This is a genomic window from Companilactobacillus kimchiensis (assembly GCF_001438805.1).
Classification (GTDB): Bacteria; Bacillota; Bacilli; order Lactobacillales; family Lactobacillaceae; genus Companilactobacillus; species Companilactobacillus kimchiensis.
Genome location: NZ_JQCF01000002.1, coordinates 51,222 through 66,742, shown reverse-complemented (window position 1 = coordinate 66,742; position 15,521 = coordinate 51,222). Strand labels below are relative to the sequence as shown.

At 33.2% G+C, this 15,521-nt stretch carries 16 protein-coding genes; 4 read left to right on the top strand and 12 right to left on the bottom strand.

What is annotated here, in order from left to right; genetic code table 11:
- Positions 1-52: 52 nt before the first annotated feature.
- The gene (locus tag IV57_RS01920) at positions 53-814 is read right to left on the bottom strand and encodes a hypothetical protein (RefSeq protein ID WP_057879804.1); all 762 of its coding nucleotides are present in this window, start codon (positions 812-814) and stop codon (positions 53-55) included.
- Positions 815-1,030: 216 nt separating this feature from the next.
- Between IV57_RS01920 and lepB the strand changes: the two genes are divergently transcribed.
- Positions 1,031-1,696 (top strand): signal peptidase I, encoded by a 666-nt coding sequence (gene lepB / locus IV57_RS01915; protein WP_057879803.1) that lies wholly within the window; start codon positions 1,031-1,033, stop codon positions 1,694-1,696.
- 37 nt (positions 1,697-1,733) lie between these two features.
- Positions 1,734-1,919, top strand: a complete 186-nt coding sequence (locus IV57_RS01910) for an LBP_cg2779 family protein (RefSeq protein ID WP_057879802.1) — start codon at positions 1,734-1,736, stop codon at positions 1,917-1,919.
- A gap of 74 nt (positions 1,920-1,993) precedes the next feature.
- On the opposite strand, the gene IV57_RS01905 is transcribed toward IV57_RS01910, so the two are convergent.
- Together IV57_RS01905 and IV57_RS01900 are read right to left on the bottom strand one after the other, a co-directional pair.
- On the bottom strand, positions 1,994-3,184 hold the full coding sequence (locus tag IV57_RS01905) for a DUF2075 domain-containing protein (RefSeq protein WP_057879801.1): 1,191 nt from the start codon (positions 3,182-3,184) through the stop codon (positions 1,994-1,996).
- Positions 3,185-3,333: 149 nt separating this feature from the next.
- Complete coding sequence (locus IV57_RS01900; RefSeq protein WP_057879800.1) at positions 3,334-3,522, bottom strand: 2-hydroxymuconate tautomerase; 189 nt, start codon at positions 3,520-3,522, stop codon at positions 3,334-3,336.
- Positions 3,523-3,697: 175 nt separating this feature from the next.
- Between IV57_RS01900 and IV57_RS01895 the strand changes: the two genes are divergently transcribed.
- Together IV57_RS01895 and IV57_RS01890 are read left to right on the top strand one after the other, a co-directional pair.
- Positions 3,698-4,168: a nucleoside/nucleotide kinase family protein gene (locus IV57_RS01895; RefSeq protein WP_057879799.1), complete on the top strand. Its 471-nt coding sequence runs from the start codon at positions 3,698-3,700 to the stop codon at positions 4,166-4,168.
- Positions 4,169-4,364: 196 nt separating this feature from the next.
- Positions 4,365-4,970, top strand: a complete 606-nt coding sequence (locus IV57_RS01890; protein ID WP_057879798.1) for a histidine phosphatase family protein — start codon at positions 4,365-4,367, stop codon at positions 4,968-4,970.
- 54 nt (positions 4,971-5,024) lie between these two features.
- On the opposite strand, the gene IV57_RS01885 is transcribed toward IV57_RS01890, so the two are convergent.
- From IV57_RS01885 to pepT, 9 genes are all read right to left on the bottom strand, one after another.
- Positions 5,025-6,398 (bottom strand): hypothetical protein, encoded by a 1,374-nt coding sequence (locus IV57_RS01885; protein ID WP_057879797.1) that lies wholly within the window; start codon positions 6,396-6,398, stop codon positions 5,025-5,027.
- A 118-nt stretch (positions 6,399-6,516) separates the two neighbouring features.
- Entirely contained in the window at positions 6,517-9,234 is a 2,718-nt protein-coding gene (locus IV57_RS01880; RefSeq protein ID WP_057879796.1) for a polysaccharide lyase 8 family protein, read from the bottom strand.
- A gap of 48 nt (positions 9,235-9,282) precedes the next feature.
- Complete coding sequence (locus IV57_RS01875; protein ID WP_162261205.1) at positions 9,283-10,077, bottom strand: sulfite exporter TauE/SafE family protein; 795 nt, start codon at positions 10,075-10,077, stop codon at positions 9,283-9,285.
- A gap of 96 nt (positions 10,078-10,173) precedes the next feature.
- Positions 10,174-11,079 carry an N-acetylmuramic acid 6-phosphate etherase gene (gene murQ, locus IV57_RS01870; RefSeq protein WP_057879794.1) on the bottom strand — a complete coding sequence of 302 codons (906 nt, stop codon included), beginning with the start codon at positions 11,077-11,079 and terminating at the stop codon, positions 10,174-10,176.
- A 10-nt stretch (positions 11,080-11,089) separates the two neighbouring features.
- Complete coding sequence (locus IV57_RS01865) at positions 11,090-11,926, bottom strand: MurR/RpiR family transcriptional regulator (protein WP_057879793.1); 837 nt, start codon at positions 11,924-11,926, stop codon at positions 11,090-11,092.
- Positions 11,927-11,941: 15 nt separating this feature from the next.
- A complete protein-coding gene (locus IV57_RS01860; RefSeq protein WP_057879792.1) occupies positions 11,942-12,418 on the bottom strand; it encodes a PTS sugar transporter subunit IIB in 477 nt (158 codons plus the stop codon).
- 21 nt (positions 12,419-12,439) lie between these two features.
- Positions 12,440-13,240, bottom strand: a complete 801-nt coding sequence (locus tag IV57_RS01855; RefSeq protein WP_057879791.1) for a PTS system mannose/fructose/sorbose family transporter subunit IID — start codon at positions 13,238-13,240, stop codon at positions 12,440-12,442.
- Positions 13,233-14,051 (bottom strand): PTS mannose/fructose/sorbose/N-acetylgalactosamine transporter subunit IIC, encoded by an 819-nt coding sequence (locus IV57_RS01850; RefSeq protein ID WP_057879790.1) that lies wholly within the window; start codon positions 14,049-14,051, stop codon positions 13,233-13,235. Before IV57_RS01850 ends, IV57_RS01855 begins: the two co-directional genes overlap by 8 nt.
- A gap of 218 nt (positions 14,052-14,269) precedes the next feature.
- Positions 14,270-15,514 carry a peptidase T gene (gene pepT / locus IV57_RS01845; RefSeq protein WP_057879789.1) on the bottom strand — a complete coding sequence of 415 codons (1,245 nt, stop codon included), beginning with the start codon at positions 15,512-15,514 and terminating at the stop codon, positions 14,270-14,272.
- Positions 15,515-15,521 lie beyond the last annotated feature (7 nt).

Sequence of the window (15,521 nt, the reverse complement as noted above, 5' to 3'; positions counted from 1 at the left end):
ACTAAAGCACCAAACAAGGCTGAAACAATTTTGCTTGTTTCAGCCTTGTTCTCTATTTAACCAAATATAGTTGATCGTGTACTAAGTCATAACGAGAGTAAACTTGATTAACCCGTTGGATTCTTGGGTCATCGACCAATTGGGCCGCATCCCAGAATTCTTTACTATTGGTGGCGCCATATTTTTCGCCGATCACCAAAAAATTAATATCCATTTCTCGAATTTTTTGTAAAACTTTGTAGTCAATGTCTTCTCGATCAGGACTCCATGCTAATAGCACATTATCGACTTTTGAGCCATACTTCTCTAGGGCTGAAATAGCATCTAAAGATTCCACAGCAGTTGTTTTTAAATTACCAGTTTGATTATACTGTGACCAACTTAAATCGTCTGTACAATATGTTTCAACGTCTAAATCACGCAATCCTTTGGAAAGGTAGCCATTTCCCGCCATCAATTCTAAAAAGCTCTGTTCAGGAAAGGCCAAACTAAGTTCCTGTACAAAATCTTGAGTAATGGTTGCCCAATAACCAAAACGTGTCTGTAAATAACTTCTAAAGTCACCTAAATTCTGATCAAATTTTTCTAAATGAGTCGTCATTGCTTGAAATTCTATCTCATTAAGTGCCGTATTATTTTCCATAAAAGAAGTGATTTCTTTTTCAGACAGCTGAAATTGAGGAAAATGATATTTTGGTAATTGATTATCCGTTAAAGCCAAACAAATTCGTTCCATAAATTTGATTCGAGCATTAAAAGCCATTCCATTTGGTAAAACACTTGTATCTTGTCGTAATCCATCTATATAATTCATACTTTACTCCCAGAAAAAATTTACCGATATTTAGATATCTCTCGAGAATTATCTTACTAGAATTTATTCTAAACTTAAAGCTATTCCACCCGCTGTTGAGCTAGAAATCGATTATTTTTAAGATTCCTTAAAATTTTTCTCTGTAAAATAAGACTATTATTTCCAATAATTCCGAAAAAGTGTAATATCTTAGTTAGTACATGTACGAGGTGAAATATGGCAGAAAATAATAGAAGACGACAACCCCAAAAGGATGAAGAAAGTGGCTGGCAATTCTGGTTACAAACCATTGCGTTAACAGTCGCAATCTATGCAGTTTTCTTTCTTGGGTTTAAGTTTATTCTCTCGAATGATAAGGTTTCAGGACCATCAATGCAACCAACTTTCGAAAATGGAGATAAAGTAATTGCCGCTAGACATTCAAATATTACTCGTGGCGATGTAATCGTTTTGAAAGCACCTGATGAACCTGGATCATTTTATATCAAGAGAGTTATCGGATTACCTGGTGACACAGTCGTTTCTAAGAACAACAAGATTTATGTTAATGGTAAACTGTTCAAAGAAGACTTCCTCAAAGCTGGTAACAAAGTTAAGGAACCTGATACTAGTCTTTATGCGGGTAAGCCTTACAGCTATACGTATAATTTCACTTTAAGTCTTTTAGCAAAGAACTCGCCTGAGTGGCAACAACGATACAAGAGTTCTTATCTAAAGAAAGTCGAAAAGACTAATAAAGTTCCTGCTGGTACCTATTTTGTAATGGGAGATCACAGAACAGTTTCTAAGGACAGTCGTATTATTGGTTTCATTGATAAGAAGAGTGTTATTGGTGAAGTCAAGTGGCGCTACTGGCCATTAAATAGATGGACGATCTTTTAGAATTTGAGTTATACATAACTTATTGGAGGGTATTTTCATGGAGAAACCAAATATCGCAGAAATGATAATTCAGTACGAAAAAACTAAGGATATGACTGATACACAATTTGCTTTTGAGAGTCATCTTCCAGTAGAACGAGTTCACAATTTGAAGTCTGGTGATTATGAACCCACTGCTGCAGAAGAAAAAGCAGTTTTAGAATATCTAAAACTACATCAATAAGCCTTATTGATAATTTGTCATAAAATTAATAGAGTCCTATCTGAAGAGAATTTAGACAGGACTCTATTTTTTAATTATTTTTTTAAATATTCATAAATGGCTGGATCATGAAAATAAATAAAGCAGCCCTTAATACCGCGCTTGAGCAAAACATTGATCGAATTTAAAATAATTTGTTTCTTTGATGTTGTCAAATTGGCGATATCATTATCATGCCGCTTTTTAAAGGCTTCTTGATCTTCATATTTATCAATATCAACCTGAATTTTATTTGAACCTGCATATGTTACCGATGGTCCAATTATTACAGCCACATACTGTAGATCAAATCCTTGAACCGTATAAATCGAGCCAATCTCATTGATAGTCTCTGGCTTTTGCGCCCAAGTTATGTTGGAATAGTTATACTGATCCCAAGGTAGATGAAATTTTCCTTCGGTGACATAATGTTTCTTACCATCAAGCGTCGAAGGATAATCAGCTGTGGAAACAATCCGTGACTCTCCTAGTTCTTTATTTTTGGACTTTAAAGTTTGGTACATTGTTTCGGCATTCTGATAGACTCGAAAATCGTATTTGGTATTAAGCGTTAAATATTCCGGATTGATTTTCTCAATTGAATCCAATTCTTGTTTGTTAGTTAAATCATTGATCCAATTAAGAATCCGTTGGGGCGCCTGCATTCGCATTTGAGTTTTTAAGGTGGACTTTGTATAAACTACATTTAGTTTATTAATTATTTGATCTAGCAAGGATTGAGACCAGTAGCTCTTCATCTTCAGGACTTGATGTTCGTCAAAGACTAATATAACGACTTTGCTGAGTTTAATAATTTCTTCTAATTGGTTTTTCTGTGTGAAATTATTATAATGGTCACTTTCACTTAACAGTAAATGTGCTTCATCAATTACAACAACATCAGCTGTTTTATTTAATTTATGGAGTCGATTGATAAAAGTTGTTGGACGTAGAAACCGATTTTTACGCAGACTATCAAACTGCCCAGCGTTCTCCCGATAAACTTTTAATAGTTCTGGATGATTGACTAAAAAATAATTATCCAATGAATCCTTTTGAGCATCTTTTTCAAGTGCTAGAAATAGTTTTGTTAAAATAACACTTTTTCCAGTACCAGCATCACCATTTAATTGAAAAACTGATTTTTGTTTGTTGATTAATCCCTGTGTACTAAAAGATAGAATTTTATCAAAAATCTCCTGTTGTTCTTTTGTTAGGTCCTTATTGGGAAAAACTGATTCTAACATATTTTTTATCTCCAAACTAAGTTTTGCTGTGAATATTGTATCAGTTGTAGTTTCATGTTTTTTTTGTTTGTTTTTATATGTTTTCGTAAAACATATATTATTACTAAAGCCTGCTACTGATCCAATAAAAAAAAGCCTATCGGCTTCAATTATTTTTCGTCGCTTTTTAAAACCCCACCAACAGCATAGTGTTCTTTAGCCATTTCATTCAAAACAACGTGAACATGTTCAGCTGGAGCGCCTGTATTCTTAACAATGGCTGCAGTTACATCCTTGACCATACCTCTTAATTGTTCTTCTGAACGGCCAGCAATTAAATCAATGTGTACTAATGGCATAATAATTCTCCTAACTACATTTTAATATCATTATTATACCAAAACTATCTTTCCATAATATCAATTCACTAGGATTTTATTGAAAACATTGCTTATACTTAGGTTAGATTTTATTTTTGTTTTTATTAAATAAAGTTTTCGTAAAACATTTATATACACGAAAGAAGCTAATAACATGAAAAAACTAATTATGATTGGTGGCCCTACTGGTGCTGGAAAATCCACATTGGCACACGCTTTAACTCTAAAATTACCTAATTCAGCAATCTTAAATGGCGATTGGTTGTGGCAGCTCTCTCCCCTAACAGTCAATTATGAAAATAAAAAAATGATTTTAACGAATATACAGTTTATCTTAAATTCATTCATAAATAATTCTCAAATCGATCATATTATCTTCTACTGGCTCCTAGATGAACAAAAAACAATTGATGATATTACGGCCGATTTAAACTTGAAAAATGTAAAGACCATTCCAATTTCACTACTACCATCAATGAAAAACCTAATTGTCGATAAAGAACCTACTGAAATTCAAGCAACATTGGATCATTTATTGAAATTTCAAGGTTTATCAACCATCAAATATGACAGTTCGGATAAATCCGCTGAAAATATTGCTGATGAAATAATTGAACAGCTTTAAATTTAATCAAGTGCCCTTTTTATAATCGGATTAAGTATTCGATTTACTCCTTAGGTTACATAACTTTTTTTATCGGAATATAGTTCTGATTAGTCCTGATATCGTTCTGATGAATTTTTTCTCTTAATAAAAAACATTTAATCATCAAATAACTGTAAAATGTAAGAGTAATAACTAAAAATAATTGAGGTGTACTATGGTTGAAATATATATTGTAAGACATGGTGAAACTGACACTAACTATGAGGGGAAAATCAATGGCTCTGCAACTGATCTAGACCTAAACAAACGTGGCCAAACACAAGTTGAATATCTGAAGAATTATATTAATATTGAACAATTTGATGAAATTTTTTCAAGCCCTTTAAAACGTGCCTATCAAACGGCCGAAATATTAAATCAGCAAACTCATAAAATCAATATTGACAATCGACTCAAAGAAATTAATTATGGTTCTTGGGACGGACTTCCTGCCGATAAAACTAAAGCCGAACATCCCGATGGATTTGATGAAAATAATTATATTGCCGAAAACTACATCAAATATGCTGTTAATGGTGAATCCTATGATCACGTTTATCAAAGAATCAACGATTTTTTGACTGATATGGCTAAAAAAGGTGGTAAAAAAATCATGGTCGTCTGTCATGGTTTTATCACACGCTCGTTCGTTAAACTCGTAACCAATACTCCCGATATTACCGATATTGTTGAACCAGACAATGCCAGTGTCACCAAACTCGAAATCAAACCCAGTGGACATTCCTACTTGAAATATTACGGACGTTTAGACAATATTTAATTCACTTAACAAAAAATGCTTAATCACTCAGAAAAGTGATTAAGCATTTTTACTTTATTCCAAATTATTATATGCATCAGTTGCGTCAGTATCTAAGGTCATTTCTTCACCACTGTTAGCTTCATAAACTTTGCCATCATTACCTAAAATGATAATGTGCGTAATTGAGCCGTCATCAACATCCCAAGAAACTTGATATTTTGCTGAGACAGTTCTATCAGAATCACTTATTTCGAAGTTATGACCATTCCCTTCTTCGACATGATACTCACGGTCCGAATCGAGATCAATCATATTTTGATCAGCTAGAAAACTTTCAAAATCATCGGCCGAATCTAGATAAAATTTAAAATCCGAATCATCATCTGAATCTTTTACTGAAATTCCACGATTATGTTCCTTAGCATTATCTGAATCAGAATTAGTATCAACTATATTTGATAAATCGCTTTGTTGCATTGTTGATTCAATGGTACCGACATTATATTTTTTAATCCATTCATCATAATTAGGCGTACCCGTGACAGTTCCATAATCTAACATATCAGTCATCGTTAAATATTGGCTGTTCGTCAATAAATGTAATTTGTTATTCTTAGTAAATTTAAATACAAACTTATTCGGCAAAGAGTTTGCAGCAATATAACTTTGATAATGTTTTTTACCTAAATTAAAAATTGTACCTTCGTATAGATTTGTTTTCTCATAAACAAATAGGGTCAGCTTTTGATTTTCAAGTTTGTACGTCCCCGTAAAAACAGCTAAACTTCCGCCCTGGTCCAATCCATTATTATAATCTGAAGACCCACCATACTTCCAAATAAAGTTACTGCCTTTAAAAGCAATCCCGTTTCCCATCAAATCGGTTGCTGGACTCATAAAACTACGCCTAGATAACTTAGCATATTTATGATCATATCTTTTTTGATCATTATTAAGAAAACTATTATAATCGTTGATTTTCACTTTAGTAGTTGGTCGTAGTTTATTTGTTGAATTGCTCATCAAATATTTTTTCTGAATCTTCAATTCCAGATTGGGATTCTTAACAACTGTTTTAACCATCTTGGTAGGAATAGCATTGTTATTCATGTCCTTTTTAGTTACAAATCCCTCATCCATAGCCTTTTTGACTTGAATCAAAATCTTCCTTTTGCTAATCGTATAATCTCCTGACATGACCTCTCTCATCCACAAATGTTCTTCACCAGAATACCAACTTGTCGCTACAACTGCCCTATTGTCATTAGTAAAGTGTACCGACATTGTTTGCATTTTATTATCGTCAGAAGTAACAAATTTTCCCGAAAAACTGTTATTTTTAATTACTAAATCCCCTTTATTATCAGTCGAGCTTTTTTGACTACATCCTACTAAAATAAGGCAGCATAATAATATTACCCCTAAAACTTTTATAACTTTCTTCATATCTATCCCCTTAAGCCATGTGTCTATATAAATAATTTTATAATAAAAATTATATCATTGATTTTTAAATTCAATCAAAAAAAACACTGAACCAAAATAGATTCAGTGTTTTTGATTATTACTTACTAAACGATACATAATATGTTTTACCATCTTGGTTATTTTCGCCTAATGATATGTTCCAATAACCATTAATTAACTTAACTTTCATACCAGTAGCCATAGACATCAGTTTATAACCATTATCTTTAACTCTAAATGACGACTTAGCTTCTTTATCTTGACTTGGATCAGCAATTCCAAATAATACTTGATTACCATTATTTATTCTTGTTACCGAAATTGGATTATCAAATTCCATATCCATTATTTTAACTTCACTTTTCTTGAAAATATTAACTCCAATATTATTATCAAAACTTACCGCCTGTGCAACATCATCATTTTTAATAATTGACGGATTAATCGACATATTAAATTCGTTAAAGTTTGTATTAGGATATGTTACATAATTATAAGTATCATTATCATCTACATGATTTTTATAAATTTCCAAATACTTTCTCAGATATTCATTTTCACTCTGTGCTTTATTAATTTCTGACCATGCACCTTTACGTTCGACCAAATCAAGATTAATATTCTGTGGAGTTAAAAATTTATACCCCATTGATTCACCTGGCTTACTAGATTCTAAAAAGATTGATTTTACATCATTTAATTGATTAGCCTGATTCAGTTTAGGATCAAATACTTTTCCGTTAACATACACAGTAAATTGTGCGTCATTTGATAGCTTGCGATTATCAATAATCGTACGTGCATTGAATTTTGATTTATTTTTAATTGAACTTCCCAAAGAAACTACTGAATCCTTAGTAATGAACCATGACTTGTGGGCAAATAAATTACCATCATTATTACTAAAGTCCATTGCAATAGAACCAACATTTCCTATGGATCCAATATTCCCAATGGTAGAACCACCAACAAAACTTGTTGATGCTGCTTTTGCGCCTGAACCATCCTTTTGAATTGCATCTGTTTCAGTTGTACCTGGCATTTTATATGGATCAACAGTTGCCCAATAATCATCATTAAACTGATTTAAATCATTATTATAAATATATAGCATTCCATCACCAGTATACCAACCATGAATATTCTCACTATTAAGTGATTCATAACGTTTTATTCGTTTTGATGACAGATTGATTGCCACTGCATAATCCTTTGTACTGTTTTTCAAAAGTATTTTATCCATTACTGAAAAATTAGTCAGTACATCTGGTTGATAATCATTTGCCACAATTGCATCGTCATTCATTATCTTTTCAATCAGAGCAATGTCACGATAATTGGTAACTTGTTTGATATATGTATCATAATTACTTCCAAAACTTAACCAATACTTTATCAAGCTTTGATATTTCATTTTTTCAGCCTTTGGCAAAGTATCCGTAACTCTTACGATTGATGCTATTAAATCATCGGCCGACACATTGGATTGGAAAACTCCTCTAGAAATGGCACGACCTCTAACATAATCCATCGTATTGCCTTTATAAATAAATGGGGAAAATCCCTTATCTATCCAAAAGTTAACTGATTCCATTGACTCATTACTCAAAGCGTAAGGTGTACCTTGAACTACTGAAATCAATTGAGAAACTCCATCCATTAATACATTACCATACGATCCGTTATACCCCACATTTTCATGTTGAATGAACGATCCATCAGCATAAAAGCCTTCACCATTATTAACTATAGGGAAAACACGATCCAATGCAGACAAAGCCTTTCTCAATCCAGCGTCATCTTTTTCTAATAAGGCCTGAATAATTTTCACTTTACTAATATCTACTTGATTGGCACCAGTAACCTCTCCTTTAGACTTAGAGTTAACACTACCTCTAAAGAAATAGGGATCTGGAACAAACTTTGAAATTGCATCCATTGGACCCTTGATTTGTTCCTCTGTTAGATAAGGATACATTATTGTTACAATATTATTTATAAATTCTGGTGACCCTATCTCCCAATCCCACCAATTGCCATAAGCCTTAATATTAGCGTTATATTTATTTTCAGTCATCCAATTAAAACCAGTGACAACATCATTGATCATTGTTTTATTTTGATAATACTTTGAACCTGGATTAGCAGTAGCTATTGCTAATGCCTGTAAATTCCTATAATCGGTCGTCACATTAGCCGAGGCAGTCAATTCCTGTGCACCACTCCATAAATTGTCCTTAGTACCACCAGTTTTATTCATATTATTCCATAATTGTGTAACCTGTTCATCCTGTTGAAAGCTAATTTCATTCATTGCATGATTTGAACTATCGTAATAATCCTCACCTACAACCATATCTTTCCAAGTCTGTAACATTTGATCATATGAATCATTATCAGTTGATTTGGTTTGTAAAGGTGTCTTATCTGCTGACTGATTATCATTTCTAGTAACCTTAGAAGCTTGAATATCAGTCGTAGTAATTGGGTTAATTTTTGAATTATTGACAGAATAACTAGATGCAGTTTGTAATGATCTATTCTGAACATTGTTTTGCTGATTTTTATTCAAATCTTCATTTTGGTTACTACTTACTGTGTTCAAATTATTATTAGTTGATATTTGATTATCGCTATTTTGAATTACTTCCTGTGTGTTGGTTTTTGCGGGTTCATCTAATTTATTATTGTTTGATTGAACCTTTTCATTCTCCGTGTTATTGCTCGTATCTACTGTGGTAGCATCAACGTTAGTTGCTTGAATTGACAATATTGACAACGTTGCACTTATTAATAACATATATTTTGTTTTCATCAATAAACCCTCTCTGTATTTCTACCTATAAATACTAGATAGTAGTTTTTAAAGAATATTTAAAATGACTAAACCATTGTATATATTCAAACCAATTACAAAAATAACAACTATTCGATATAACTTAAGAACAAATTTATTAGAAACTGTTCCACTGATTGTTGATCCAATATAACCGCCTAAAATGGCAGAAACGATTATAAATGGTACTAATTTCAAGTCCAACGGCAATGAACTAAGTTTAGGAGTCATTGATGCTAACTTCATAAATTGAGAGAAGAAAATCGATGCAATTGAATAAACGGCTGACTTTTTAGCATCAAAATTAAATAAAAATATCAATAATGCAACATTGATAGGTCCACCACCAATTCCCAAAAAGGTTGAAAGTGTCCCCAGAAATACACCACTTAGTAAAAACAAAACAGCCCTTTTTTTGGAATCGAATTGTAATCCACTTTTTTTGGAATAAAACAGTGCCAGAATCAAACTGATTACTACGATAATAATCTGTATTAAATTAACTTTGCTATCATTTTTTATCACAGAAGCTAGGGTCATAAACAACCAATCACCAAGTTTGCCACCAAATAATGATCCAATCGACAAATAAAGTATTTCAATCCAATTAATATCAATTGTTTCCTTTCTAGCATTTTTTAACGTCGAAACAATTGACATTACGAATACTGCCAGGCTTGAATAAAAATTAATTGCTACTAGTGGTTCATTACTAAGCGCATCTAAAACTGGTTTAATGATGACTCCACCACCCATACCTGATATTGCACCAATCGTATTAGAAAAAATGATAACTAAAACATAAAGAATTATTTTTCCCATAGCATAAATCTCCATAAAAAAAGCACCCTAATTATCGAATTTAAATTCAAAAATGAGCAGAGCGCCAAATATTAAAATTTCAACGACTATCTTCGTTTAACTAATGCCTTTAATCTTGTGAATGTTTCTTTTATTATCCTCAAATATTATCTTTGCCGAATCATAATCTATATCTAGTTTAAACATGACCAAACCTATGGCAATATTTCTATGCGCATCCTTAAATAGCTTTTCTGCATCTTCTCGTTTGATATTTAATATTTCCTCAATGATATTAATTGATCTAGCGATAAGTTTTTCATTGGTGGGCTGAACATTTATCATCAAATTTTCATAAACATAGCCTGCTTTGATCATTATCCCTGTAGAAATCATATTCAGAACCATTTTTTGCGATGATCCAGCCTTCATTCTAGTAGATCCAGAAATAGGTTCTGGCCCAACCATTGGTGCAATAGCAATATCACTTATTCGTGACATTTCACTATCATTATTACAAATTACTGCAATGGTCAATGCTCCAATCTTTTTAGCATATTCAATAGCTGAAACAGCATAAGGCGTCCTTCCACTAGCTGAAAGGCTAATTACAATGTCTTTATTATTCAACTTAACTTGTTTTAAATCCTCAACAGCCAATTCCTTGGAATCCTCTGCACCTTCAACTGCGGCAAACATGGCCTTTTGTCCACCTGCTAGAATCCCAAAAGCTCTTGTTGGTGGTACTCCGTAGGTTGGCGTTAATTCAATCGCATCCAAGGCACCTAATCTTCCGGACGTACCCGCCCCAATATAAATTAGTCGTCCCCCATCGTTATATTTAATGGAGGCTTTTTCGATTGCCTCACCAATCGAATCAGTTACTTCACTAATAGCCTTAGGAATACTAAAATCTTCACGATTAATGGTAGCAGCAATCTCATACCCATCCATTGTTCCAATATTTGTTGTATTCGAATTACGGGATTCTGTTTTTAGATGGATTACCTTTTCTACATCCATTGAACTTCACCTACTTATCCTTCAATTTATTAACTAATTGATTCGTCCGTATTGCTGAATCTTTCATCATCCCAAAACGCTCTTGCATGATGCTAATAAATAACAAATCAGCTACGTACATTGTCGAAAGCTTCGAAGCAATTGCGGCAACTCTAATTGTCCTCTCGTTATCAGGTACACCTAAAACAACGTTACTGGAATTGATTAAGTTTGAATCTGTCCTTGTAATTGAAATTACTGGTATTTTATTTTCAAAGGCATATTCCGTTCCCACGGCAACTTCTTTTGTTTTCCCAGAATATGAAATAGCAATAACAACATCATCCTTGGTAGCACTTGTCAAAAACTCAAGATTCATGTGTGAATCTGTTTCATAAAAAGTTTTAATTCCATAACGATTAAATTTATGATAGAGATCGTATGCAATCAATCCTGACGTCCCTACGCCGAGAATGTAGATATTATTTGCTGCATTAATTAACTTAACTGATTTATCAATATCAGCAATTTTTAACATTGCATAAGACTTTTGGACACTCGATGCATAAACCTGTTCCAATTTTTCAGACATAACTTTAGTTGAATCATTTCTATCAATAACTGCATCGACTATTACTTTACCTGATGACAATTGACTGGCAATTGCTATTTTTAAGTCAGCAAAAGTATCTAATCCTTGTTGCTGTGCAAATCTGACAACCGTTGCTGTTGATACATCTGCTTTTTCTCCAACTTCCTTTGACGTTAAACTAATGATATCGTTTGGATTTTTGAGAATAAAGTCTGCTAGTTTCTTTTGTTGTTTACTCAAAGATTTATATTGCTGTTCTATTTTTTCTAAGATCACTGTAACCACCGCCTATTATTTTAAGAAAGCTTCAATAGAAACATCACTTTCACCTGGTAACATTTGTGCGGTAATTTGTACTCCATTATCAAGCAAATGTTTAATATCATTAATATCTTCGTCCGTTAATGCGACTGACTTTTTAATGGCCTTTGATCCAGGCTTAGCTGATATATTTCCAACATTGAATTTTTCAAGTTCAATTCCGCCATCAATTAATGTTCTCATATCTTGAATATTTCGTGTAATTAAAAATGCATTATCTTCATCATATTTACCATTTTTAATATTTTCAATACCCTTTCTAACTGATAATATAGAAAGTTTAACCCCAGTTGGTTTAGCTAACTTTAGAGCACCAATTTGCATCTTATCATGTACTACCTTGTCATTAACAACAATGATACGACTTGCTCCAATTAAGTTTGTCCAAACTGTCGCTACTTGTCCGTGAATCAGTCTTTCATCAACTCTTGCATGAATAATGCCCATAATAATATCCTCCTAAATAAATTACATTCCAAAAATGCGTTTCAAATTACCTAATACCATCCCTAAAGCAATTAATACAAAAATCAATCTTGTTGAATTCATCTTCTTTTTTCCTAATAACCAATATGAAAACATAACAATTGCTAACGGAACGAGTGAAGGAAGTATTTGATTCAACATGTCATCAATATTCAAGGTCACCTTACCCATTTGATATTTAAGATCCAATGAATAATTAATGACTGAAGGAATCAGAGCTCCAACTACCGTCAAGCCAAGGATAGATGCCCCTTCTGTCAAAATCTTCATTCTACCAGCAAACTCCGTGGCCAATTTAGTTCCTTGTTGATATCCTATCCATGTGAACTTATACCTTACCCAAAGAATTGCCGCTCCAGCAATAATTGGTAATAACAGACCTAAAGCAGATCCTGAAAGAGCCATATATGATGCAATTGAAAACACAATAGCTCTGTATATTGCTAAGAAAATCGTATCCCCTACTCCAGCAAATGGTCCCATCAAACCAGTTTTCAGACCAACAATTGCTTCTGGATCTGACATCCCCGTTTTCTCTTCAATACCCATATCAGCTCCAATAATCAAATGCGACATTGGTTGACTTGTATTAAAGAAACCTAATTGAGTCTTTAAAGCTGTTTTCATTTGTTCTTTATCGTCTTTATACAATCTCTTTAATGCTGGCATAATAACCCAAGAATATCCTAGTCCTTGCATACGTTCATAATTCCACCCCCATTGAAGTCCAAACAGATTACGCCAATATACTTTTTTTATGTCCTTATCAGTTAATTTATTCATCAATTTCTACCTCGTCATCATCAGAATCATCATTTTCACTACTATCTGTTCCAGATGTTGTTACGGGACTTGTTGGTTTGTTTTTAAAAATGACATAAATTGCAGCCATAGCCAAGCCAACAAGCGCGGAACCAAGAATTGAGAAGTTCTTACCACCGTATGCCATCATTACAAAACCAATAATGAAGAATGGGAAATATTTTTTAATTGGTAAGTACCGCATTAAGATTGCAATTCCCATTGCCGGAAGAATTAAGCCAGCCGTTTTAAGACCATCCATGAACCAAGCTGGAATAAAACTGTTGATGGCCGAAACAACGCTTTGACCAAAGAATAATCCTATTGCAACGGGCAGTATTCTTGAAAGAATCCAAGGAATCGTACCCCAAATATTTTGTAATTCAACTTTTCTATAATTACCTTCTTCAGCAAAACGATCAGCTCTGTGTTGGAAGAATGTATTTGCCATACGAGCCAAAATATCCGTTTGGGTCAGTAGTAAACCAATTGGCACCGCTAAACCAATACCATATGATGCTCCTTTATTGGCTAAAATTGCATATGCCGTACCCATAACTGAACCTGTTAAGAAATCTGGAACTGTTGCTCCGCCAAATGTTGCGACTCCTAATGTCATTAGTTGTAAGGTGGCTCCAACCATCAATCCAGTTTTTAAATCGCCCATAACTAATCCTGTAATTGCTCCACCAAACAGTGGTGAGTATGGTCCTAACTGTAATGAAATCTGATCCAATACAGCCAACGCTACATAAACACATAAAACAATAATAATGCCAAAAGAAACTGTCATAATATGTATCTCCTTTTCATTTTTTGTAAACGTTTTCTACAAAATGAATTATAACCTCACTTTAAATTAAATGCAACATTTTTTCATATTGTTTATATTAAGAACAAAAAATGAAACATTCGTACATTTATACTTTGAAATAATAATTTTAATAATCAAAAAAGCACCCTTTAAATTTGGATTACTCCAATCTAAAGGGTGCTTTATATTAGTTACTATTATTTCTTTTCAGAATTCAATTTAATAATTTCAAGGACAACATCAACAGCTTTTTCCATTGCTTCTTCAGAAACATATTCGAAGCGTCCATGCATATTTTCGCCACCAGCAAACAAGTTTGGTGTTGGTAGACCCATGAAGGAAATTGTTGAACCATCTGTACCACCACGAACAGGAGCTTCATCAGGTTCAATATTAAGATTCTTCATAGCTTGTTCAGCAATCTTAACAACGTCCATATGATCTTTCATAACATCGATCATGTTGTAATATTGATCAGCCATATCGATTTTAACAGTACCTTCACCGTACTTAGCATTTAATTGTTTAACGATTTCAGTGACCTTGTTCTTACGATCTTCCAAACCAGAACGTTCAAAGTCACGGATGATATATGACATATCAGTATGATCAATTGAACCGGCTTGATCACATAACAAGAAGAATCCTTGGCGACCATCAGTCCTTTCTGGCACTTCGTCAGCTGGTAAAGCACTTTGGAACTCATTAGCAATCAATAACGAGTTGATCATAATATTCTTAGCACCTGAAGGATGAACATCCTTACCAGTAATATGAACTTTTAAACCAGCAGCGGAAAATGTTTCGTATTCAAGTTGACCAACAGGTCCACCATCAACTGTGTAAGCAAAATCAGCTCCGAAGTCTTTAACATCAAAGTTCTTAGCACCAGTACCAATTTCTTCATCTGGTCCCAAACCAATCTTGATCTTACCATGTTTGATTTCTGGATGAGCTAGCAAGTACTCCATGGTTGTGATAATCTCAGAAACACCTGATTTATCATCAGAACCTAAAAGCGTATCGCCACTGGCAGTAATTAAAGTTTGACCAGCATAGTTTTTCAATGAAGGGAAAATAGCTGGGTCAAGAGTATATTGACCATCGGCATCAAGTTTAATAACACTCTTGCCATCATAATTTTCAACAATCTTGGGCTTGATATTTTCTGAATTAAAATCAGCTGTATCAATATGTGAGATCAATCCTAAAACTGGAACATCATAATCTAAATTAGAAGGCAATTCAGCTGTTAAATATGAATCAACTTTACGAATTTTAACGTCTTTCAAGCCAATTTCATTTAATTCATCAACCAACTTCTTGAGAAAAACAGTTTGTCTTTCAGTTGAAGGAATTGTGGTTGAATTCTCGTCTGAACGAGTATTCTGCTTAACATATCCCAAGAAACGAGGAATCAATTTTTCATATTTTATTGACATTTTTATA